Source organism: Pseudomonas sp. Tof1, assembly GCF_055390395.1.
On the sequence record NZ_AP024344.1, the window covers coordinates 1,793,320 to 1,814,756 of the forward strand.

Here is a 21,437-nt window from a genome sequence, read left to right on the forward strand (position 1 = left end):
CGCGAAGCGATCTGGCCGACTCACTACCTGCAAGCCAGCTCCCACAAGTCCGTGGAGCTGGCGCGTTTCCTGCAAGCCCCCCTTCATATCGCCATAAATCGTGCACTTGGCGTCATGGCCTGGCGCTACTGCTCACGATTTGACCCGGCAGTCTGGGAAGTCCCACAGGGCCCGAGCTGGTCCTGTGCTGAAGAATAAGGGGACGTTGATGAAGGCAGTAATTCTGGCGGGCGGCCTGGGTACGCGGATCAGCGAGGAGTCGCATCTCAAGCCCAAGCCGATGATCGAGATCGGTGGCAAGCCAATTCTCTGGCACATCATGAAGCAGTACTCGGCCCACGGCATCCACGATTTCGTGATCTGCCTGGGGTACAAGGGCTACGCGATCAAGGACTTCTTCGCCAACTACTTCCTGCACACCTCCGACGTCACCTTCGACATGTGCAACAACCGCATGGACGTTCACCAGAACTACAGCGAGCCGTGGCGCGTGACCCTGATCGACACCGGTGAGGAAACCATGACCGGTGGTCGCCTGCGTCGCGCCGGCCGCTACCTGCAGGACGAGGACGCGTTCTGCTTCACCTACGGTGACGGCGTCTCGGATCTCGATATCGGTGCGCTGGTGAATTTCCACCGGGCCAGCGGCAAGCTGGCGACGGTCACCGCCGTGCAACCGCCTGGCCGCTATGGCGCGCTGGAGCGTGATGGCGACAGTGTTCGCGGTTTCATCGAAAAGCCCCGTGGCGACGGCGGCTGGATCAACGGTGGCTTCTTTGTCCTGTCGCCCAGGGTCCTGCCGCTGATCAGTGGTGACTCCACCGTCTGGGAAGCCGAGCCGCTGATGGGCCTGGCCGCCGATGGGCAGTTGAATGCCTTCCAGCATGACGGCTTCTGGCACCCGATGGACACCCTGCGCGACAAGAATCACCTCGAACAGCTCTGGCAGAGCGGGGAGGCCCCGTGGAAGCAGTGGGACTGAGCCGGGCGTTCTGGAACGGCAAGCGGGTCCTGTTGACCGGCCACACCGGCTTCAAGGGCAGTTGGCTGGCGCTCTGGCTGCAGAGCCTGGGTGCCCAGGTCAGCGGTTTCGCCCTGGCACCGGCGACCGAACCGAACCTGTTCGACCTGGCACGGGTCGGCGAGGGCATGGACGATCGCCGTGGCGACCTGCGCGACCTCGGCGCGCTGCTGGAACTGATTGCCGAAACCGAACCGGAGATCGTCCTGCACCTGGCCGCCCAGCCGCTGGTGCGTGAGGCCTATCGCGACCCGCTCGGCACCTACTCGAGCAACGTCATGGGCACGCTCAACCTGCTCGAGGCGATTCGCCAGGTCGGCGGCGTGAGTGCCTGTGTGCTGATCACCACCGACAAGGTCTACGCCAACCAGGAATGGGCCTGGCCCTATCGCGAGAACGAAGCCCTCGGCGGTCATGATCCCTACAGCAGCAGCAAGGCCTGCTGCGAGTTGCTGGCGCAGTCCTACGTGGCGTCCTTTTTTCCGCCCGAGCGCTATGACGTGCATGGCCTGGCGGTGGCAACCGCGCGGGCCGGCAATGTTCTTGGCGGCGGCGACTTTTCGCCGGAGCGGCTGATTCCCGACGTGCTGCGCGCCTGGTCGGCGGGCGAGCCGGTGACCCTGCGTTATCCCCAGGCCGTACGACCCTGGCAGCATGCGCTGGAACCGCTGGCGGGCTACCTGCAATTGGCCGCCGCGCTGTATGAGCGCGGGCCGGACCTGGCCGGTGCGTGGAACTTCGGGCCGGGCGAGGATGACATGTGCAGCGTCGGCGACGTGGTCGCACGGCTCGCCGGGCGCTGGCCGCAGGCTCCCGGACTGCGGGTCGAGCCAAGCGAGCTGCACGAGGCCGGGCTGTTGCGTCTGGACAGCAGCCGCGCGCGGCAGTTGCTCGGCTGGCAACCACGCTGGTCGTTGCAGCAATGCCTGGAGCAGACCCTCGACTGGCACCTGGCCTGGCAGGGCGGCGCCGACATGCGGGCGATCACCCTGGCCCAGCTGGACCTCTATCGGGGGGCGCTGTGAGCGAGTTCCTGATCCAGGCCTTGCCGCTGGCGGGGTTGTTCAACGTGCAGCACAAACGCCACGCCGACTCGCGTGGGCATTTCTCCCGGTTGTTCTGCGAGGGCAGCCTGAGTGCCTTCGGCGAGCCTTTTCACATCCGCCAGATCAACCATTCCTGCACCCGTGAGCGCGGCAGCGTGCGCGGTCTGCATTACCAGAATGCCCAGGCCCCGGAAGCCAAGCTGATCACCTGCCTGCGCGGTGAGGTCTGGGACGTCGCGGTGGACCTGCGGCCGGAGTCGCCGACCTTCCTGCAATGGCATGCCGAGCACCTGTGTGCCGGCGATGGCCGCAGCCTGCTGCTACCGGCCGGTTTTGCCCATGGCTTCCAGGCCCTGAGCGACGATGCCGAACTGCTGTACCTGCACAGTGCCGATTACACGCCGCAGAGTGAAGGCGGGTTGTCGGTGCTCGACCCGCGCCTGGCGATCACCTGGCCCGAGGCTGTCAAAAATCTGTCGGCCAGGGATGCCAGCCATCCGCTGATCGACGCGTCTTTTCCTGGAGTGCGTCTATGAACTGCCGAGGTTGCGGCACCCCACTGGTCCTGCCGTTGATCGATCTCGGCACGTCGCCGCCGTCCAACGCCTACCTGCGGGCCGAGCAATTGGAGCAGGCGGAGGCCTGGGTACCGCTGAAGGTTGCGGTGTGCCAGAGCTGCTGGCTGGTACAGACCGAGGACTACACCCGCGCCGACACGCTGTTCGACGCCGACTACGCCTATTTCAGCTCGTTCTCCAGCACCTGGCTGGCCCATGCCGAGCGCTACGTGGCCGAGATGGTCGAACGCTTCGGCCTGACCGGCGACAGCCGGGTGGTGGAAGTGGCGGCCAACGATGGCTACCTGCTGCAGTACGTGGCCGGCCGCGGCATTCCCTGCCTGGGGGTCGAGCCGACCCGCAGCACCGCCCAGGCGGCGCGGGACAAGGGCCTGGAGATCCGCGAGCTGTTCTTCGGCCGGGACACCGCCCGGCAGTTGCGCGAGGAGGGCTGGGCCGCCGACCTGATGGCGGCCAACAACGTGCTGGCCCATGTGCCGGACATCAACGATTTCCTCCAGGGCTTTGCAACCCTGCTCAAGCCGACGGGCGTGGCGACCTTCGAGTTCCCGCACCTGCTGGCACTGATGGCCGGGCACCAGTTCGACACCCTGTATCACGAACACTATTCCTACCTGTCGCTGACCGCCGTGCAGGTGCTGTGCGAGCGCAATGGCCTGGAAGTCTTCGACGTCGGCGGCCTGTCGACCCACGGCGGTTCGCTGCGGGTATTCGTGCAGCGCGCCGACGGTGAGCGGCGCGACGTGCTGCCGGTGGTGCGCCAGGTGCTGGACGCCGAACTGGCCGCCGGAGTGAAGACCCGGCGTTCTACGCCACCCTGGCGCCCGCCGCCGAACGCATCAAGCACGATCTGCTGCGTTTCCTGCTCAAGGCCAAGGCCGAAGGCAAGCGCGTGGTCGGCTATGGCGCGGCCGCCAAGGGCAATACCCTGCTCAACTACGCCGGGGTGCGTCCGGACCTGCTGGCCTGGGTCGCCGATGCCAGCCCGCACAAGCAGGGCAAGTTCCTGCCGGGTAGCCGGATTCCGGTGGTCTCGCCGCAGCGTATCGCCGCCGAGAAGCCGGACTATGTACTGGTGCTGCCGTGGAACCTGTTGCAGGAAGTCAGTCAGCAGCAGGCGGTTGTGCGCGAGTGGGGCGGCCACTTCGTCGTCGCCGTGCCCGAGTTGACCGTCCTGTGAGCGGCTTGAAGGTACTGGTCACGGGAGCGACCGGTTTTGTCGGTCGCCATCTGGTTGCGGCGTTGCTCGCCCGTGGGCATTCGGTGCGGGCTGTGGCACGCAATGGACAGGCTGCGGGAAAACTGCCGTGGATCGACGATGTCGAGTTCATCGCTGCCGATGTGCACGCCGAAGACCTCGACCTAGTCAGCTTGACGGCTGGTGTCGATGCGTTGGTGCATCTGGCTTGGCCAGGCCTGCCGAACTATCAGGCGCTGTTCCACTTCGAGCACAACCTGTTTGCCGACTACCGCTTCATCAAGCGGGCGGTCGAGGCCGGCGTGCCCCAGGTGCTGGTCACCGGCACTTGTTTCGAGTACGGCATGCAGAGCGGTCCGCTGAGTGAGGCGGCGATGCCGCAGCCGAGCAATCCCTACGGTCTGGCGAAGAATACCCTGCGCCTGTTCCTGGAGGCGCTGCGCCAGCAACTGCCGTTCAATCTGCAGTGGGTTCGGCTGTTCTACCTGTACGGCGAGGGGCAGAACCCGAAGAGCCTGCTGGCCAGCCTGGACCGGGCCATTGACGCCGGTGCCGAGCGCTTCGATATGTCGGCAGGTGAGCAACTGCGGGACTACCTGCCGATCGAGGTGGCCGCCGGCTACCTGGCGCGGTTATTGGAGCAGCGGGATTTTTCCGGAGTGGTCAATTGTGCAAGCGGCCAGCCGATAGCGGTCAGGACCCTGGTCGAACGACGCCTGCGCGAACGCGGTGCCTCGATCGCCCTGAACCTGGGTCACTATGGTTACCCCAGCCACGAGCCCATGGCGTTCTGGGGCGTTGCGCAGCGGCTGCAACAGCTATTGGGAGTCGAACATGGCGCATGAGTTGTATCGGGCAAGCGGCTTGCCGGTGCTGCAGAACCGTACCTTTACCGACGCGGCCTCGGCCAGGGCTTCGGCCAGTGCCGACATGGTCCTGGTACAGGACGAGGTCAGCGGGCTGATCTTCAACCAGGCTTTCGATGCCGACAAGCTGAGCTACGACAGCGATTATCAGAACGAGCAGGCCCACTCCGGTCAATTCCAGCGGCACCTGAACGATGTGGAAGGCATCATTGCCCGGCACTTCAAGGGGCGGAGCCTGATCGAGGTCGGTTGTGGCAAGGGTTATTTCCTCGAACTGCTGCGCGGGCTGGGCTACCGCATCACCGGCATCGACCCGGCCTACGAGGGCAGCAACCCCGAGGTGATCAAGGCACCGTTCACCCGTGGCCTGGGCCTGGCTGCCGATGCGCTGGTGCTGCGGCATGTGTTGGAGCACATTGCCGACCCGTTGGCGTTCCTCGCGGCGATGGCCGAGGCCAATCAGGGTGGGCAGATCTATATCGAGGTGCCGTGCTTCGACTGGATCGTCGAGCACCGGGCCTGGTTCGACCTGTTCTATGAGCATGTGAACTACTTCCGCCTGGATGACTTGCGCCGCCTGTTCGGCACCGTGCACGAGGCCGGTCACCTGTTTGGTGGGCAGTACCTGTACATCGTCGCCGACCTCGGCAGCCTGCGCCTGACGCCGAGCGAGCCGGTGCGCCGCCAGCAGTTGCCGGATGATTTCAGCGCCAGCCTGGACCGGGCAGTGCGCATTATCCGTGAGGCACCCGGGCAGTGCTCCTGTATCTGGGGGCCTCGTCCAAGGGTGTGATCTATTCGCTGGCCCTGCAACGGGCGGGGGTGTCGGTGGACCGGGTGGTGGATATCAACCCGGCCAAGCAGGGGCGTTATCTACCCCTGAGCGGTATGCGCGTGTCGTCGCCGCAGGAGGCAATGGCCGTCTTGCCTGAAGGCGCCAACCTGTTTGTGATGAATTCCAATTACCTCGAAGAAATCAAGCGCATGACCGGTGGACGCTACGTCTACCACGCCGTCGATAGCGCCTCCTTTCAATGAACTTTTGCGAGAAAGAACCCATGAGCAATAACCCGATTCAAGCTTTCGAAGCCGAGTGCAAGGCTGAAATCGCCGCCCAGGGCCAGGATGAGAAACTCCAGGGCCTGGCCCGCGAATTCTTCAACGAATCCGCCCGGCACAAGTACAGCTACCACTTCTCCTGGATGGGGCGACCGATCATCCAGTTGCCCCAGGACATGATGGCGATGCAGGAGATCATCTGGCAGGTCAAGCCGGACCTGGTGATCGAGTGCGGTATCGCCCACGGCGGTTCGATCATCTACTACGCCTCGCTGCTGGAGCTGCAGGGCCATGGCGAGGTGCTGGGGATCGATCGTGACATCCGTCCGCACAACCGCGAGGCGATCGAAAGCCACCCGATGAGCAAGCGCATCAGCATGATCGAGGGGTCGAGCATCGACCCGGCGGTGGTCGAGCAGGTACGTGCCGCGGCTGTCGGCAAGAAGGTGATCCTGGTTCTGGACTCCAACCACACTCACGAGCACGTGCTGGAAGAGCTGCGCCTGTACGCGCCGCTGGTTTCGGTCGGCAGCTATTGCGTGGTGATGGACACCGTGGTGGAGGACATGCCGCCGGAGTTCTTCCCCGATCGCCCGTGGGGCCCTGGCGACAACCCGAAGACCGCGGTCTGGGCCTACCTGGAAGAGAACCGCGATTTCGAGATCGATAAGCAACTGGAGAACAAGTTGCTGGTCACTGTCGCACCGGATGGCTATCTGCGCCGGGTGCGTTGAGCCGCCACATCATCTTGGGTTCATTGGTCGATTCGGCAGTTTGGGGATAGGTTATGCAAGGCAAGTACGTTTTCGAGCAGGCGCGGCTCCTGGGGGATGGGGAATCCCTGGGTGATCTGTTGACGGTGGTGATGGTCACCCATAATCGGCCGGCGTTCCTGCGCCGGGCGGTGGTCTATTACAGTGCCCTGCCTTGCAAGCTGCTGATTCTCGACTCGTCGGCCGAGCCTTGCGCCGAGGTCGCCGAGGGTCGCCCTTCGGTCGAGTACCTGCACGTACCGCAATACGACTACTGGAAGCTGCAGGACAAGTTCGCCCACGGCGTGATGAGCGTGAAGACGCCCTACATGGTGTTCGCCGCCGACGACGATTTCATTCTTCATGACTCACTCAGCCAGTCCGTGGCCTTCCTGGAGGATCATCCCGACTACGGTATGTGCCACGGCTACTGCCTGATGTACCTGACCCTGGCCAACAGTGTCCTCTACTACCGCCGTGACAAGAAGGTCTGCGAGGACTATGGTTCCGAGCATGCGCAGGACCGCGTGCTGAGCTACATGGGCCAGTACCTGCCGCCGTTCTACGCGGTGCACCGTACGGACCTGATGCGCGACTGGCACTCGGCGATGCCCAAGGAGACGAGTTTCCAGTGGCAGGAAATCGGTCACGTCTACTACATGCTGGCCCGGGCCAAGGCGCGGATCCTGCCAACCCCTACGTGGTGCGCGAGCTCAACTATGGTGATTCGGAGCACAGTACCGAAGTCTACCACTCGCTGTCCTACACCGATGCCAAGTCGACCGCCGAGCGTGAAGCGTTCGCCGAGTTCCTGGCGACACTGCCCACCGGCATTGAGGGCCTGGATCAGGCCCAGACCAAGGCCTTCGCCCTGGAAAGCTTCGAGGCTATGGTCGACAGCCTGCGCAGCGGTCGGGCGCTGACTGTTGAGATGATCTTCGACTCGACCTGGAACAGCATCGATGAGCCGCCACAGCGGCGCTTCGGACCCAAGCAGTACATGGAGATGCCGTTCTACAATCAGATTTTCTTCGATCAACTGACCCGGTTCGAATTCCTGTTGCATGCCATGCCCGCCGGCCGTTCGCAGTTGCAGCGGTTGGAAGCGGCCTGGACCCGTCAACAGGCGCTCATGCGCCCACACAACAACGACACCCCGGAAAGCGTGGTCGATCGGCTGTGGCAGGCCCACGATTGCAACCTGTTCAACCGGCGGGTGATCAGGGCCCTGGCGCAACAGCTCGAGGTCCTCGGTGAACATGACGATGCCCAGCGTATCGCCGCCTGGAGCGAGCGTCTGGATGCGGTGTCGAGCGAAGACAACCGGGCGACGTTCGATGCCATGCTCTCGGGGCGCCTGCTGCACTGGCTGGATGCGCGTGAACCGGATGCCGGCGAACGCCAGGCGATTGCCGAGTATCAGGCCCAACAGGGCAGTGGTCCGGTGTTCGGCCTGATGCTGCTGGACCTCACGGACGATGTCGACAAGCTTCAGGTGACCCTCGACAGTCTGCTGGAAGGGCACAGCAAGGCCTTTCGCATCGCGGTCTTCACTACGGGTGAACCACAGGCGGCGACGACGCTGCAGAATACCCTGCACTTCATCCGGGTGACCGAGGGCAACTACGTCGACAAGCTCAACCAGTTCGCCCGCCAGTCGTCCTGCGACTGGTTGATGCTGGCCCAGGTTGGCGACGAGTTCACTGCCAGCGGCCTGCTGAAGGCCGGCCTGGAGTTGCGTCACGCCGAGGGCTGCCGCGCGGTATGCATCGATGAAATCCAGCGCGATGAAAATGGTGCGCTGACCGATGTCTTCCGCCCGGGCTTCAACCCCGACCTGCTGTTGAGCGTACCGGCCCTGATGGCGCGGCACTGGTTGATCCGGCGTGATGTGCTGGTCGAGGCCGGCGGCTACAGTGCCGACTACCGCGATGCCCTGGAGTTCGACCTGCTGCTGCGGTTGATCGAGCAGGGCGGTCTGGCCGGACTTGCACACCTGGACGAGCCTCTGCTGATTTGCGCGAAGCCGGAGCTGAAGGAGAACGCCCACGAGCGCTCGACGCTGTTGCGCCACCTCGGCGTGCGTGGCTACAAGGCCCAGGTCAGCTCCCAGGAGCCGGGTACCTACATGATCGACTACCGGCACACTGAACGTCCGCTGGTCTCGATCGTCATCCATGGCGCGGCGGAATTCGACGAGTTGGAGCGCTGCCTGACTGCAGTGCTGCAGCGCACGCGTTACCTGAACTACGAAGTGCTGGTGGCCGATCACCCGAGCCGTGCCGAGGCGTTGTCCAGCTGGCTGCTGGGGCAGCCGCAGGCCAGCAAGGTCAGGGTGCTGCAGTCTGACTGGTCGAGCACTCCGGCCTTCTGCAATGCCGCGGCGCGTCAGGCAAGTGGCGAATACCTGGTGCTGCTGGCGGCTGACAGTGAGGTGGTCAACCCCAACTGGATCGAGTCGTTGCTCAACCAGGCGCTGCGTCCGGAAGTCGGGGTGGTCGGTGCCAAGTTCTATAACCGCGATGGCAAGATCTCCCAGGCTGGTCTGATTCTCGGCCTGAACGAGGGCATCGACTCACCGTTCGTGGGCGAGAAGAAGGACGCCAAGGGCTATATGCAACGCCTGGCGGTCGAGCAGAACTACTCGGCAGTCTCGGCGGTGTGCCTGATGGTGCGCAAGGCGCTCTTCGATGCGCTGGGTGGTCTGGACGAGGGCGATTTTGCCGAGGGCTTCAGTGAAGTCGATCTGTGCCTGAACATCGGTCAGGCCGGATACCTGGTGTCGTGGACGCCGCAGGTGCAGGTTCTGCATCCGGGCGTGCTGCCCAAGGCGCCACTGGCCCTGGCGGCACTGCGCGAGAAGTGGGCGGCGAACCTGGCGGCCGACCCGGCGTACAACTCGAACCTGGCGTTGCAGGGCAAGGGTTTCACCCTGGGCGCGGCTTACCACGTGGATTGGGCGCAGTTGCTGGTGTAGGCCGGCATTCGAAGAAAGGAACTCAGGGTATGTGCAAGAGCAAATCGATGCTTGTCGCCGTTGCTGGCGAGTTCCTCGCTGGCAACTTTCCTGATCCACTGCGTGAGCCGTTTCGGCCAGAGGTGCAGCCATGACCCCCTATCAGATTCCCTATGGTCATCAGAGTATCGAACAGGCTGACATCGACGCGGTGGTCGAGGTGCTCAAGTCGCCCTGGCTGACCCAGGGGCCGACGATTCCACGCTTCGAGGCAGCCCTGGCGGAACATTGTCAGGCCGACTTCGCGGTAGCGGTGTGCAATGCCACCGCCGCCCTGCACATCGCCTGCCTGGCGGCCGGGTTGGGGGCGGGGGATCTTCTGTGGACCAGTCCGAACACTTTCGTCGCCTCCGCCAACTGTGCCCGCTATTGCGGGGCCGAGGTGGACTTCGTCGATATCGACCCGCAGACCCTGAACCTCAGTGCCGGCTTGCTGGCGCGCAAGCTGGAGAGTGCCGCGACGGCCGGTCGTCTGCCCAAGGTGGTGGTGGCTGTCGCCTTCGCCGGGCAGAGCTGCGACATGCGCGCCATTGCCGAATTGGCCGAGCGGTACGGATTCACCCTGATCGAGGATGCCTCCCATGCAGTGGGCGCCTCTTATCTCGGTCGGCCGGTGGGCTGTGGCGATTACGCGGCGATGACCATCTTCAGTTTCCATCCGGTGAAGATCATCACCTCGGCCGAGGGCGGGATGGTGCTGACCAACAGTGCCGAACTGGCCGAACGCCTGCGCCGCCTGCGTAGCCATGGCATCACGGGCGATCCGGCGCAGATGAACGTGCCCGAGCATGGCCTCTGGTACTACCAGCAGCTGGAACTGGGCTGCAACTACCGGATGACCGATCTGCACGCGGCACTGGGGCTGTCCCAGGCTGCCCGGCTCGACAGTTTCGTCGCCCGGCGGCGCGAGCTGGCGGCGCGCTACGACCGTCTGCTGGCCGACCTGCCATTGACCCTGCCGGTGGCGCAGCCGGGGGCCGAGTCGGCCTGGCACCTGTATGTGGTGCGTCTGCAACTGGAACGTATCCGGGTCAGTCAGCGTGAGGTCTTCGACACCCTGCGGGCCGCCGGAATCGGTGTGAACCTGCACTACATCCCGGTGCACCTGCAGCCCTACTACCGTGAGCAGGGTTTCAAGGATGGCGATTTTCCCGAAGCCGAGCGTTACTTCGGCGAAGCGGTCAGCCTGCCGTTGTTCCCGCTGCTCACCGAGGAGCAACAGGACTATGTGGTCGAGCAGTTGCGAAACCTTGTCGGTTAAACGATGTTCATTGCTTCGAGGAAAGAGTCAGCCATGCGTGAGTTCAGCGAGCAGGAAGCCTTCTGGCGCGGCGAGTTCGGTGATGAGTACCTGGGGCGCAACCAGGGCCATGAACTGATCGCCGCCAACCTGGCGTTGTTCGCCAAGGCGCTGGCACGCACGGTCCGGCTCGACAGCCTGCTGGAGCTGGGCACCAACACCGGCAACAACCTGCGGGCCTTGCACCAGTTGCTGCCCGGTTGCCGGTTGCAGGGCGTGGAAATCAACGCCAGGGCCTGCGAGCAGGCGAACGGATTGGGCATCGCCGAGGTCTGGCACGGCTCGCTGTTCGACTATCCGCGCGAGCAGCGTTTCGACCTGACGCTGAGCAAGGGCGTGCTGATCCATCTGGCGCCCGAGCTGTTGGCGGCGGCCTATGAGCAACTCTACGAACTGAGCGGGCGCTACATCCTGTTGGCCGAGTACTACAACCCGGTGCCGGTCGAGGTGTCCTATCGCGGTCACGGCGGCAAGTTGTTCAAGCGCGACTTCGCCGGCGAGATGCTCGATCGCTACCGCGACCTGCAGTTGCTCGACTATGGCTTCGGTTACCACCGCGACCGGCAGTTCCCGGTCGACGATCTGAACTGGTTCCTGCTGGAAAAACGTCCTTGAGCGCCGTGGCGATCATCCCCGCGCGGGGTGGCAGCAAGCGGATCCCGCGCAAGAACCTCAAGCTGTTCCATGGCGAGCCGATGATCGCGCGCTCGATCCGGCTGGCGCTGAACAGCGGGCTGTTCGAGCAGGTGGTGGTCAGTACCGACGATGCGCAGATCGCCGAGGTGGCGCGCGAGCAGGGCGCGCGCGTGCCGTTCATGCGGCCGGCAACGTTGGCCGATGATTTCACCGGTACTGCGGCGGTGATCGCCCATGCCGTCGAGGCGTTGGTGCAGCAGGGCCAGGTTTTCGACTATGCCTGTTGCATCTATGCCACGGCGCCGCTGTTGCAGGGGCGTTTCCTGCGCGAAGGCTTCGAGTTGCTGGAGCGGCATCCCGAGCGCTCTTTCGCGTTCTCCGTCTGCGAGTTCGGCTTTCCGATCCAGCGCGCACTGACCCTGACGGACGAGGGGGCGTTGACCGCGCTCTACCCGGAGCACCGCCAGACCCGTTCCCAGGATCTGCCGCCGGCGTTCCAGGACGCCGGGCAGTTCTACTGGGGGCGCTGCGCCGCCTGGTTGCGTGGCGATGTACTGTTTTCCGAGATGAGCCTGCCGGTCCTGCTGCCGCGCCATCTGGTCCAGGATATCGATACGCCTGAGGATTGGCTCCGGGCGGAGTACCTGTACTCGGCCTTGCAGGCCGCAGGGGAGTTGCAGTCGTGAGAGTGCTGTTTCGGGCTGACGCTTCGGCCGCCATTGGTAGCGGGCACGTTGCCCGTTGCCTGACGTTGGCCGCGATCCTGCGTGCCGGCGGTGCCCAGGTGCTGTTCGCCTGTCGGGACCTGCCCGGCAATGCCCTGGCCCGGCTGGCCGGGGAGGGGTGGCGCAGTGTGGTCCTGCCGGGTGCCTATCCGGGTGAAGAGCCCGCCCTGGGTATCGAGGCGCCGTTGCCCTGGCAGGCCGATATCGAGGCCCTGGAGTGCAGCCTGGCGGGGGAGCCGGCATTCGACTGGATCGTCGTCGACCACTATGGCCTCGACCATCGCTGGCAGACTGCCGCTCGACGCTGGGCAGGGCGGATCGCGGCGATCGATGACCTGAACAACCGCCAGCATGCGGTGGACCTTCTCTTCGACCAGAATTTCACCGCCGGCGACCCCGAGTATGCCGCACGGACCCTGGCGCCTTGCCGGCAACTGCTCGGCCCACGCTACGCGCTGATTCGCGACGAGTTCCGCCGCCCCCCGGTGCCGATCAACGTCCAGGCCGGGCGGGTACTGGTGAATTTCGGCGGGCTCGACGGGGCCGGGGAGACCTGGAAGGCGATGCTGGCCCTGGCGGATTTCCACGATCTGCAGGTTGATTTCGTCGCCGGCACGGCCAACCCACGGCTGGCGCAACTGCAGGCGATGGCCGCGGATCGCCCATCGTGGCGGGTGCAGACCTTCGTCAAGGATTTTGCCGAGCTGATGGCCGGCGCCGATCTGTTCATCGGGGCCGGTGGCGGCACCAGTTGGGAGCGGGCCGCACTGGGCTTGCCGACCCTGTGCATCGCGGTGGCCGAGAACCAGCAGGCCAACGCCGAACGGCTGGCGGCGGCGGGTGCGCATATCTATCTGGGTACCAGCCAGGCGGTGGATGTCGATCACCTGAAGCGGGCGGTGGGTTTCGTGCTGGGCAATGTCGGCTTGCGCCGCAGCCTGGCCGAGCGCTCGCGTGGCCTGGTCGACGGGCTCGGTGCCCGACGTTTTGCCGTCGCCCTGTTGGGGGCGGGCCTCGACGTGCGGCAGGTGACACCAGAGGATTCACGGCGCTTGTTCGATGGTCGCAACCATGAGCCGGTCCGTCGGGCGTCGCTGAACAGCGCGCCGATCGAGTGGCCGGCGCATCAGGCCTGGCTGGCGGCGAAGCTGCGCGATCGCACCTGCCTGCTGCTGATCGCCGAAGCGGCGGATGGCCCGGTGGGCGTGCTGCGCTATGACCTGGCGGACGAGCGCGCCGAGGTTTCCCTGTACCTGTTCGAGGGCCGCCTGGGGCTGGGCTGGGGCAGGGCGCTGCTGGCCCGTGGCGAACGGGCCTTGCGCGAGCATTGGCCGCAGGTGACGGTGATCGACGCCCGTGTGCTGCCGGATAACCCGGCATCGATCGAATTGTTTCGCAACAGCGGTTATGTCCAGTCGGTCAGCCGTTTCGAGCGTGTAGTGAAGGATCAGCTCCATGACTAGTTTCAAGATCGGCCAGCGCGTGATTGGCCCGGACGCACCGCCGTTCGTCATCGCCGAAATGAGCGGCAACCACAACCAGTCGCTGGAGGTGGCGCTGCAGATCGTCGAGGCGGCGGCCAGGGCCGGCGCCCATGCGCTGAAGTTGCAGACCTACACCGCCGACACCATGACCCTGGACCTGGCCGAGGGCGAGTTCTTCATCAAGGACCCCGGCAGCCTGTGGGCCGGCTCGTCGCTGTATGAACTCTACGAGAAGGCCCACACGCCCTGGGAGTGGCATGCGCCGATCTTCGCCCGGGCGAAAGAGCTGGGCATGCTGGCGTTTTCCACGCCTTTCGACGAAACGGCCGTGGATTTCCTCGAAAGCCTCGAGGTGCCGGCCTACAAGATCGCCAGTTTCGAGAACACCGACCTGCCGTTGATTCGTCGGGTCGCCGCGACGGGCAAGCCGTTGATCATCTCCACCGGCATGGCCAGCGTTGCCGAGCTGGATGAAACGGTCCGTGCCGCGCGAGCCGCCGGTTGTCGCGACCTGGTGCTGCTCAAGTGCACCAGCACCTACCCGGCGTCACCGCTCAACAGCCATATCCGCACCATTGCCCACCTGCAGCAACTGTTCGGCTGCCAGGTGGGGCTGTCCGACCATTCGATGGGGGTTGGCGTCGCGGTGGCGGCGGTGGCCCTGGGGGCGACCGTGGTGGAGAAACACTTCACCCTCGATCGTGCTGCCGGCGGGGTGGACGCCAGTTTCTCCCTGGAACCGGCCGAACTGGCCAGCCTGGTGGTGGAGACCGAGCGGGCCTGGCAGGCGTTGGGCCAGGTGCGTTATGGCGCCACCGAGGCGGAGCGCAAATCCCTGGTCTACCGGCGTTCGCTGTACGTGGTGCAGGACGTCGCCGAGGGCGAGCCCTTCACCGTGCAGAACGTGCGGGCGATCCGCCCCGGCCTGGGTTTGGCGCCCAAACATGCCGAGTCTGTGCTCGGGCGCAAGGCCCGGGCGGCCCTGAAACGCGGTACGCCCCTGGACTGGTCGTTGATCCAATAGCCTCCTTGGCATCGATTCGGGCAAAATAGGCGTGACTTGTGAGTCATGACGTGCATCTTCACAGTATTGTATTTTCCGGGGATGCGGGCGCCTGAGCCTTTTCGGTCGGTGATCGCCCCGTTGTATCCGCCGTTTTCGCCCTGTCTTGGGGTGACGGAAAATCCCTGTTGATCGGCGCCCCTCGATGCCTGCGAGCGGTGATATTCAGCTGTTTATTATTGGGAATTCATAATGATTGGCATAAAAAGCATTGCCAGTTACGTGCCGACAGCCGGCGTGGACAACTACGCTCAGGGTGCCAAATTCGCCAAGGATGAAGAGTTCATCCTGGGCAAGATCGGTTCCGCCTTCCTGCCGCGCAAAGACGCCGGGCAGGAAACCTCGGACCTGTGTGTCGAAGCGGCGAATGCCTTGTTCGCCAGCAATCCGCAACTCAAGCGCGAGAGCATCGACGCGCTGATCGTCGTCACCCAGAACGGTGACGAGGAAGGCCTGCCGCATACCGCGGCGATCGTCCAGGACAAGCTCGGCCTGCCGACCCACGTGGCGGCGTTCGACATTTCCCTGGGCTGCTCCGGCTACGTCTATGGCATCTATGCCATGAAGGGCTTCATGGAGGCCGCCGGCCTGAAGAATGGCCTGCTGATCACCGCCGACCCCTATTCGAAAATCGTCGATCCGGAAGACCGCAACACCACCATGCTGTTCGGCGATGCCGCGACCGCGACCTGGATGGGTGAAGACGCGCCCTGGCAGTTGGGCAAGTCGAAGTTCGGTACCGATGGCTCCGGCGCGCCGCACCTGAAGGTCAGCGACGGGGTGTTCTTCATGAACGGCCGCCAGGTGTTCAACTTCGCCCTGCTCAAGGTGCCGGCGCACCTGCATGAACTGCTCGAGGACTCGGGCCTGCAGCCGAGCGGTATCGACGCCTTCTGCATCCACCAGGGCAGTGCGGCGATCGTCGATGCGGTGGCGCGGCGTTTCGAGGACAAGCCGGAGAAGTTCATCAAGGACATGACCGAGACCGGCAACACCGTGTCCTCGAGCATTCCGCTGCTGCTGGAAAAGCACGTGCTCAACTCGACCTGGAAGCGCGTCGCCCTCAGTGGCTTCGGCGTTGGCCTGTCGTGGGGCTCGGCGATCATTCATCGACCCTGATTCCACAGGGCTGCAAAATAGCGCTCCGGGTGAGTTAACCTTGAGCGCTATTTTTTTGCGCGGAGCGAGGCAGGATGAGCGATAGCTTTGAGCGGAATGCCCGGATCATCGAGGCGCGCTGGCCGCGGGTGTGGCAGCGCCTGCTGGCCGAGGAGAGCGACCGGCTGGCCATCGAGCTGGTCGAGGGGCTGGGTTCGACGCTGAGTGTCGGCGGCGTGCAACTGACCAGTCGGCATGACCGTATCGCCGAGGCGCGCCTGCAGGCCGCCTGCCTGCCGCCTGGCAGTGCCACGCTGCATGTCTATGGCACGGGGCTGGGTGATCTGCAGCAGGTGCTGCTGGAGTCGCCGCAGTTGCAGCGGCTGAACGTGCATGTGCTCAATGGCGCGTTGTTCAAGCGGGTGCTCGGGCTGCTGGAGCAGGATGGCTGGCTGGCCGATCCGCGGGTCGAACTGGGTTATGCGGCCGATCATCCGGAAATCCTCTTCCCGTTTTTTGCGCTGCCGGCCGAGTTGGTCCTGGCCGACGATTGCAATGCGCGGATGCGCGACCGGCTGGTGGCCGAAGTGCACCTGAGTTTCAACAACCGCGAGTTCGACCCGCAATCCCCGGAGATACTTCAGCGCCTGGATGAGAGTTGCGGGATCTTCGCTGCCGATCGCGATGTTGCCGAGTTGTTCGCAACGCGAGCGGGGCAGCACTTCTACGTGATCGGCACCGGGCCGAGCCTCGAACAGCAGTTGGACAAGTTGCGCGCGGTTCGCGCCCAGGCGCAGCGCCCTCTGTTCATCAGTGTCGATACCGCCTACCGGCCGTTGCAGGAGCAGGGCATCAAGCCCGACCTGGTGGTGAGCATCGACCAGCGTATCGGCTTCAGGCACCTGCCGCCCGAGGCGTCCGAGGGGATTGCGCTGGTCTACATGCCCATGAGCGATCCCCAGGTGCTCCGGGCCTGGCAGGGGCCGCGCTATGGGGGCTATTCCGCCAGCCCGGTCTATGGGGCGGTTCGCCAACAGTTCCAGCGGGGCATGCTGTATGTCGGCGGCAGCGTGCTGCACCCGGCCGTGGATCTGGCGGTGAAGATGGGGGCCGCGACCATTACCCTGTTCGGCGCCGATTTCGCCTTCCCGATGAACAAGACCCACGCCGGCTGGAATGATGGCGAGCTCGGTCCGGGGGTCAACGAGGCGCGGCACTGGGTGCTCGATGGCAATGGCCAGCGGGTGCGCACGCAGTTGAATTTCCGTCGCTATCTCTGCGAACTGGAGCGTTATATCGCCGCGCATCCGCAGGTGCGTTTCCTCAACAGCAGCCGGGCGGGCGCGCGGATTATCGGCAGCGGGTTCGACCAGGAGTTCGTGCAATGAAGCCCTTCGAATACAGTATCGGCGAAGCGCGGCGCTGCTCGGCATTGTTCCGCTTCGGTCGCGATGTCGAGGCGGCGCTGGTGATGGTCGAGGTCTTCGACGGCATCCAGGCGCTGCTGCAGCAGGCACCTGCCGAGGTGCAACAGGCATGGACGCAACTGCTGGTGTCGATGCTCGACTGCCAGGAGCGCCAGGACTGGCTCGGATTGGCCGATACCCTGCAATACGAATTGGTCGAGCTGCTGGAGGTGGTCCAGGGGGCGTGAGGATGCCCTGGTGACGAACGGTTGGGCATGGGCGGTTCTCTGGCGCCATTTTTCCTGTTGGCGCTATGCGCTAAGCCTTTGTTTTTAGAGGGGTGGCAGGTTGCTAGCAAATTTTTTGAAAAAAGCCCTCAAGCAACCTGCCATACCGACGATAACTATTACGAAGGTTCTCTAGGCCACACCCGGCGGATGCCAGGGCCGGAAGCCGTAGTACACCACCCAACGAGGAATTCGTCATGGCTTTAACTGTAAACACCAACACTACGTCGCTGAACGTTCAGAAGAACCTGAACCGTGCTTCCGATGCCCTGTCTACCTCCATGCAGCGCCTGTCTTCCGGTCTGAAAATCAACAGCGCCAAAGACGACGCCGCTGGTCTGCAGATCTCCAACCGCATGTCTTCGCAGATCCGTGGTAACAACCAGGCTGTGCAGAACGCCAACGACGGTATCTCCGTTGCCCAGACCGCTGAAGGCGCTCTGCAAGCTTCGACCGACATCCTGCAGCGTATGCGTGAACTGGCTGTTAAAGCCCGTAACGGAACCAACGGCACTGCCGACCAGACCGCGACCAACGCCGAATTCGCTCAGATGTCTGACGAACTGACTCGTATCGCTCAGTCCACCAACCTGAACGGCAAATTCCTGCTGGACGGTTCGGCTGGTACCGTGACCCTGCAAGTCGGCGCCAACACCGGCACCGCCAACCACATCGACCTGGTTCTGAGCTCGAAATTCGACGCCGCCAGCCTGTCGGTAGGTAGCGGTACTGTGGTTCTGACCGGTACCACCGGTACTGGTGCAGGTTCGGCCTCGCAGAACATCGACAACGCGATCACCGCTATCGACGCTGCAATCGCTACCATCGGTGCTACCCGTGCCAACCTGGGTGCTTCGCAGAACCGTCTGACCAGCACCATCTCCAACCTGCAGAACATCAACGAAAACACCACCGCTGCACAAGGTCGCGTACAAGATACCGACTTCGCCGCGGAAACTGCTAACCTGACCAAGCAGCAGACCCTGCAACAGGCTTCCACCTCTGTTCTGGCTCAGGCTAACCAACTGCCTTCCGCTGTACTGAAGCTGCTTCAGTAATTTCGGAATGAGTTTTGGCGGGGGAGTGTGCTTGCCACGCTCTCTCGCCTTTTTACGTTGAGAGGTGATGAAGATGGACATGAGTGTAAAGCTTAATCTGTCTTATCCAGCTGTTCTGCCAGCCAGTTCCAACAGCACCACTGTGGTTGATAAGACGGCTGCGGCACCTCAGGCGGATAAGGTGCAAGCGGCTCCAGACACCGACGCCACCAACAAGGATGCGGATTCCTCCGAAAGACTCAAGCGGGCTGTTCAGGATATTGAAAAGTTCGTGCAGTCGATCAAGCGTAACCTGGAGTTCTCGATTGACGAACATTCCGGGAAAGTCATCGTCAAGGTCATCGCCAGCGAGACGGGCGAGGTGGTCAGGCAGATCCCTTCCGCCGAGGCCATGAAGTTGGCTGACAGCCTGAGTTCGGCGAGCAGCCTACTGTTCGACGGAAAAGCCTGACAACTGGCATGAATAGTGTTTGCTGGATCTTTGGCTGTTGATAAAGGTCAAAAGATCGGCAGCAATCTGACGGGAGAGGCACATGGCAAGTCCAATTTTACCGGGAACGGGCCTAGGCTCGGGTCTGGATATCGGTTCGATCGTTACCGCGCTGGTGAACGCCGACAAGTCGGCGAAGCAGACGCAGATCGACACCGCGACAAAAACCAACACACTGAAGATTTCCGGTGTCGCGTCCCTGAAGAGCGCCCTGGCTGCGTTCCAGAAGACCATGACCGACCTGAGTGCTTCGCTCACCGCGTTCGCCGGTTATACGGCGACCTCGGGTACGGCGACCACGCTGAGCGCGACTGCCGATAACACCGCCGTTCCAGGCACCTACAACGTTGTCGTGTCGAGCCTGGCCACGGGTTCGAAGGTGGCCAGCGCCGCATTTGCCGGCGGTGCCAGCAGTGCCATTCCGAGTGGTACCCTGACTATCAGTCAAAATGGCACTAACTACAATGTCGACATCCCGGCCAATGCCACCTTGCAGAGTACCCGGGACCTGATCAACAACAAGCTGGCGGGCAATGGCTTCTCGGCCAACATCGTCACCGACAGCAGCGGTGCTTCGCGCATGGTGATCAGTTCGACCACCACGGGTGCGGGCTCCGACATCAAGGTCAGCGGTATCGCCGGCCTGGAGATTGACGGTACCCAGGTGATGAGCAGTACTCCGTCATCGACGGACTCCGGTGCGGTCAGTGCCCTGGCCACGGATGCTTCGCTGACCGTCGATGGCCTGAAAGTGACCAGCAAGAGCAATACCGTGACCGGTGCGATCAGCGGCCTGACCCTGAATCTTTTGTCGGCCGGTGCTCCCGGCGTCGGTGCCAGCTCGACGGTCACCGTGGCGACCAATACCGACGGCCTGCAGAAATCGATCCAGTCGTTCGTCGATTCCTACAACACCCTGATGAGTACCATCAACTCCCTGTCCAAGGCGACGGCGGATGCCAATGGCAAGCTGACGGTGTCTGCGGCGTTCACCGGTGACTCCCTGCCGCGTTCGCTGATTTCCGACATTCGCGAGCAGCTTACGGCTCCGGGGCCGGGTGGGGCGCTGTCGGTGCTGTCGCAGTTGGGCGTGTTGACGGTGGCGGGCAGTGATGCCAGCAATTCCGGTAATCTGTCCCTCGATACCGCCGCGTTCAACAAGGCCATGGCCAAGCCAGGCATGAGCGGTCAGGTGCAGCAGTTGTTCAACGGTACCAACTCGACCAATGGCCTGTTTTCGCGCATCGGTAACACCCTCGACACCTACCTGGGTAAACAGGTCGCCGGAACCAGCCTGCGTACGGGTGGTTTGCTCGACGACCGCAACACCAGCCTGCAGAAGGTGGCCAAGAACCTGACCGAGCAGCAGGCGGCATTGGACTTGCGGGTCGCCAACATGACCAAGACCCTGACGGCCAAGTACAACGCCATGGATCTGTTGGTCGGGCAGATGAAAGCGACGGCGTCCAGTATCACCTCGTTCTTCACCTCGCTGAACGCGCAACAGTCCGCCAAGTAATCTGGGCTGACGCCAAAAACCCGGCTACGCTGAATGGCGCGCCGGGTTTTTGCCTTTCGGGTTAAAGTTTTTTGACTCGAAGGCGATACACTGGTCATACGAACTTTTAGAGTGGCAGCGAGGTACGACATGAACCCGATGTTAGCCCTTCGGCAATATCAGAAAGTGGGGGCCCAGGCACAGACCTCCGAGGCCAGTCCTCACCGTCTGGTGCAAATGCTGATGGAAGGTGGCCTGGATCGCATCGCGCAGGCCAAGGGGGCTATCGCGCGCAATGATATCCCCGCCAAGTGCGTGGCGATCGGCAAGGCCATTGGTATCGTCGGTGGCCTGCGTGAGGGGCTGGACCTGGAGAAGCAGGCGGATGCCCTGGCTGATCTGGACAGTCTCTATGCCTACATGATGAAGCGTCTGGCCGAAGCCAACATCAAGTCCGATCCGAAGATCCTTGATGAAGTCGCAGGCCTGCTCAGCACGGTCAAAGAGGGTTGGGACGCCATTGGCGCGCCCACTCCACAGTTCTAGGGAGCACAGCGTCATGAGCCTCGTACTGCAGCGTATCCAGGAAACCCGTGAAGCCTTGGTGAAGGCCCTTGCCGAGCGTGACTGGGGTAGCATTGCCGAGCTGGACCTTGCATGCCGTGCCTGTATGGAGGATGTGCTCAATGAGGCATCGGTCGATGAGGATGCCTTGCGCAGTAACCTGGAAGAGCTGTTGCACGTCTATCGACAGTTGCTGGAGACGGCGATGGCGGAGCGGCAGGCGATAGTCGACGAGATGCAGCACCTGCAGCAGGCGCAGAACGCGGCGAAGGTTTACCATTTGTTCGGTTGA

General features: G+C 63.4%; 18 protein-coding genes and 3 pseudogenes. All 21 read left to right on the forward strand.

Annotation, left to right across the window (positions count from 1 at the left end; all coding sequences use genetic code 11):
• Positions 1 to 208 precede the first annotated feature (208 nt).
• The 21 genes and pseudogenes from rfbF to fliT all read left to right on the forward strand — a co-directional run bounded on the left by rfbF (position 209) and on the right by fliT (position 21,437).
• On the forward strand, positions 209 to 982 hold the full coding sequence (rfbF, locus tag ACZ5KU_RS08305; RefSeq protein ID WP_416772335.1) for a glucose-1-phosphate cytidylyltransferase: 774 nt from the start codon (positions 209 to 211) through the stop codon (positions 980 to 982).
• Positions 964 to 2,046, forward strand: a complete 1,083-nt coding sequence (gene rfbG, locus ACZ5KU_RS08310) for a CDP-glucose 4,6-dehydratase (RefSeq protein ID WP_054064066.1) — start codon at positions 964 to 966, stop codon at positions 2,044 to 2,046. Before rfbF ends, rfbG begins: the two co-directional genes overlap by 19 nt.
• Positions 2,043 to 2,603 (forward strand): dTDP-4-dehydrorhamnose 3,5-epimerase family protein, encoded by a 561-nt coding sequence (locus ACZ5KU_RS08315; protein ID WP_054064067.1) that lies wholly within the window; start codon positions 2,043 to 2,045, stop codon positions 2,601 to 2,603. Before rfbG ends, ACZ5KU_RS08315 begins: the two co-directional genes overlap by 4 nt.
• Positions 2,600 to 3,825, forward strand: a pseudogene (locus ACZ5KU_RS08320) (methyltransferase domain-containing protein). The gene ACZ5KU_RS08315 and the pseudogene ACZ5KU_RS08320 overlap by 4 nt, the downstream one beginning before the upstream one ends.
• 5 nt (positions 3,826 to 3,830) lie before the next feature.
• Positions 3,831 to 4,688 (forward strand): NAD-dependent epimerase/dehydratase family protein, encoded by an 858-nt coding sequence (locus tag ACZ5KU_RS08325; RefSeq protein ID WP_081006077.1) that lies wholly within the window; start codon positions 3,831 to 3,833, stop codon positions 4,686 to 4,688.
• Positions 4,678 to 5,747 (forward strand): annotated as a pseudogene (locus ACZ5KU_RS08330) (class I SAM-dependent methyltransferase). Before ACZ5KU_RS08325 ends, ACZ5KU_RS08330 begins: the two are co-directional and overlap by 11 nt.
• Before the next feature lie 20 nt (positions 5,748 to 5,767).
• Positions 5,768 to 6,502, forward strand: a complete 735-nt coding sequence (locus tag ACZ5KU_RS08335; RefSeq protein ID WP_054060559.1) for a cephalosporin hydroxylase family protein — start codon at positions 5,768 to 5,770, stop codon at positions 6,500 to 6,502.
• 53 nt (positions 6,503 to 6,555) lie between these two features.
• A pseudogene (locus ACZ5KU_RS08340) lies at positions 6,556 to 9,497 on the forward strand (TIGR00180 family glycosyltransferase).
• Positions 9,498 to 9,627: 130 nt separating this feature from the next.
• Positions 9,628 to 10,797, forward strand: coding sequence for a UDP-4-amino-4,6-dideoxy-N-acetyl-beta-L-altrosamine transaminase (gene pseC / locus ACZ5KU_RS08345; protein WP_054060557.1), 1,170 nt, complete (start codon positions 9,628 to 9,630; stop codon positions 10,795 to 10,797).
• Positions 10,798 to 10,830: 33 nt separating this feature from the next.
• Positions 10,831 to 11,451: a pseudaminic acid biosynthesis-associated methylase gene (locus ACZ5KU_RS08350; RefSeq protein WP_054060556.1), complete on the forward strand. Its 621-nt coding sequence runs from the start codon at positions 10,831 to 10,833 to the stop codon at positions 11,449 to 11,451.
• Complete coding sequence (gene pseF / locus ACZ5KU_RS08355) at positions 11,448 to 12,158, forward strand: pseudaminic acid cytidylyltransferase (protein ID WP_054060555.1); 711 nt, start codon at positions 11,448 to 11,450, stop codon at positions 12,156 to 12,158. The genes ACZ5KU_RS08350 and pseF overlap by 4 nt, the downstream gene beginning before the upstream one ends.
• The gene (pseG, locus tag ACZ5KU_RS08360; RefSeq protein ID WP_416772344.1) at positions 12,155 to 13,660 is read left to right on the forward strand and encodes a UDP-2,4-diacetamido-2,4,6-trideoxy-beta-L-altropyranose hydrolase; all 1,506 of its coding nucleotides are present in this window, start codon (positions 12,155 to 12,157) and stop codon (positions 13,658 to 13,660) included. Before pseF ends, pseG begins: the two co-directional genes overlap by 4 nt.
• Positions 13,653 to 14,705: a pseudaminic acid synthase gene (gene pseI / locus ACZ5KU_RS08365; protein ID WP_054060756.1), complete on the forward strand. Its 1,053-nt coding sequence runs from the start codon at positions 13,653 to 13,655 to the stop codon at positions 14,703 to 14,705. Before pseG ends, pseI begins: the two co-directional genes overlap by 8 nt.
• Before the next feature lie 231 nt (positions 14,706 to 14,936).
• Entirely contained in the window at positions 14,937 to 15,863 is a 927-nt protein-coding gene (locus tag ACZ5KU_RS08370; RefSeq protein WP_416772347.1) for a ketoacyl-ACP synthase III, read from the forward strand.
• Positions 15,864 to 15,937: 74 nt separating this feature from the next.
• Positions 15,938 to 17,230 carry a motility associated factor glycosyltransferase family protein gene (locus tag ACZ5KU_RS08375; protein ID WP_416772349.1) on the forward strand — a complete coding sequence of 431 codons (1,293 nt, stop codon included), beginning with the start codon at positions 15,938 to 15,940 and terminating at the stop codon, positions 17,228 to 17,230.
• Entirely contained in the window at positions 17,227 to 17,496 is a 270-nt protein-coding gene (locus ACZ5KU_RS08380; protein ID WP_416772350.1) for a hypothetical protein, read from the forward strand. The genes ACZ5KU_RS08375 and ACZ5KU_RS08380 overlap by 4 nt, the downstream gene beginning before the upstream one ends.
• Positions 17,497 to 17,732: 236 nt before the next feature.
• On the forward strand, positions 17,733 to 18,593 hold the full coding sequence (locus tag ACZ5KU_RS08385; RefSeq protein ID WP_464737020.1) for a flagellin domain-containing protein: 861 nt from the start codon (positions 17,733 to 17,735) through the stop codon (positions 18,591 to 18,593).
• A 73-nt stretch (positions 18,594 to 18,666) separates the two neighbouring features.
• The gene (locus ACZ5KU_RS08390) at positions 18,667 to 19,044 is read left to right on the forward strand and encodes a flagellar protein FlaG (RefSeq protein WP_054060757.1); all 378 of its coding nucleotides are present in this window, start codon (positions 18,667 to 18,669) and stop codon (positions 19,042 to 19,044) included.
• A gap of 82 nt (positions 19,045 to 19,126) precedes the next feature.
• A complete protein-coding gene (gene fliD / locus ACZ5KU_RS08395) occupies positions 19,127 to 20,602 on the forward strand; it encodes a flagellar filament capping protein FliD (RefSeq protein ID WP_054060751.1) in 1,476 nt (491 codons plus the stop codon).
• Positions 20,603 to 20,731: 129 nt separating this feature from the next.
• Positions 20,732 to 21,127, forward strand: coding sequence for a flagellar export chaperone FliS (gene fliS / locus ACZ5KU_RS08400; RefSeq protein WP_054060750.1), 396 nt, complete (start codon positions 20,732 to 20,734; stop codon positions 21,125 to 21,127).
• Between the two features lie 13 nt (positions 21,128 to 21,140).
• Positions 21,141 to 21,437: a flagellar protein FliT gene (fliT, locus tag ACZ5KU_RS08405; RefSeq protein ID WP_054064080.1), complete on the forward strand. Its 297-nt coding sequence runs from the start codon at positions 21,141 to 21,143 to the stop codon at positions 21,435 to 21,437.

Excerpts from the sequence above, each read along its gene's own strand:
- rfbF (WP_416772335.1), top strand. The coding sequence starts at position 209 with ATGAAGGCAGTAATTCTGGCGGGCGGCCTGGGTACGCGGATCAGCGAG.
- ACZ5KU_RS08335 (WP_054060559.1), top strand. The coding sequence starts at position 5,768 with ATGAGCAATAACCCGATTCAAGCTTTCGAAGCCGAGTGCAAGGCTGAA.
- pseC (WP_054060557.1), top strand. The coding sequence starts at position 9,628 with ATGACCCCCTATCAGATTCCCTATGGTCATCAGAGTATCGAACAGGCT.
- ACZ5KU_RS08350 (WP_054060556.1), top strand. The coding sequence starts at position 10,831 with ATGCGTGAGTTCAGCGAGCAGGAAGCCTTCTGGCGCGGCGAGTTCGGT.
- pseI (WP_054060756.1), top strand. The coding sequence starts at position 13,653 with ATGACTAGTTTCAAGATCGGCCAGCGCGTGATTGGCCCGGACGCACCG.
- ACZ5KU_RS08370 (WP_416772347.1), top strand. The coding sequence starts at position 14,937 with ATGATTGGCATAAAAAGCATTGCCAGTTACGTGCCGACAGCCGGCGTG.
- ACZ5KU_RS08375 (WP_416772349.1), top strand. The coding sequence starts at position 15,938 with ATGAGCGATAGCTTTGAGCGGAATGCCCGGATCATCGAGGCGCGCTGG.
- ACZ5KU_RS08380 (WP_416772350.1), top strand. The coding sequence starts at position 17,227 with ATGAAGCCCTTCGAATACAGTATCGGCGAAGCGCGGCGCTGCTCGGCA.
- ACZ5KU_RS08385 (WP_464737020.1), top strand. The coding sequence starts at position 17,733 with ATGGCTTTAACTGTAAACACCAACACTACGTCGCTGAACGTTCAGAAG.
- ACZ5KU_RS08390 (WP_054060757.1), top strand. The coding sequence starts at position 18,667 with ATGGACATGAGTGTAAAGCTTAATCTGTCTTATCCAGCTGTTCTGCCA.
- fliD (WP_054060751.1), top strand. The coding sequence starts at position 19,127 with ATGGCAAGTCCAATTTTACCGGGAACGGGCCTAGGCTCGGGTCTGGAT.
- fliS (WP_054060750.1), top strand. The coding sequence starts at position 20,732 with ATGAACCCGATGTTAGCCCTTCGGCAATATCAGAAAGTGGGGGCCCAG.
- fliT (WP_054064080.1), top strand. The coding sequence starts at position 21,141 with ATGAGCCTCGTACTGCAGCGTATCCAGGAAACCCGTGAAGCCTTGGTG.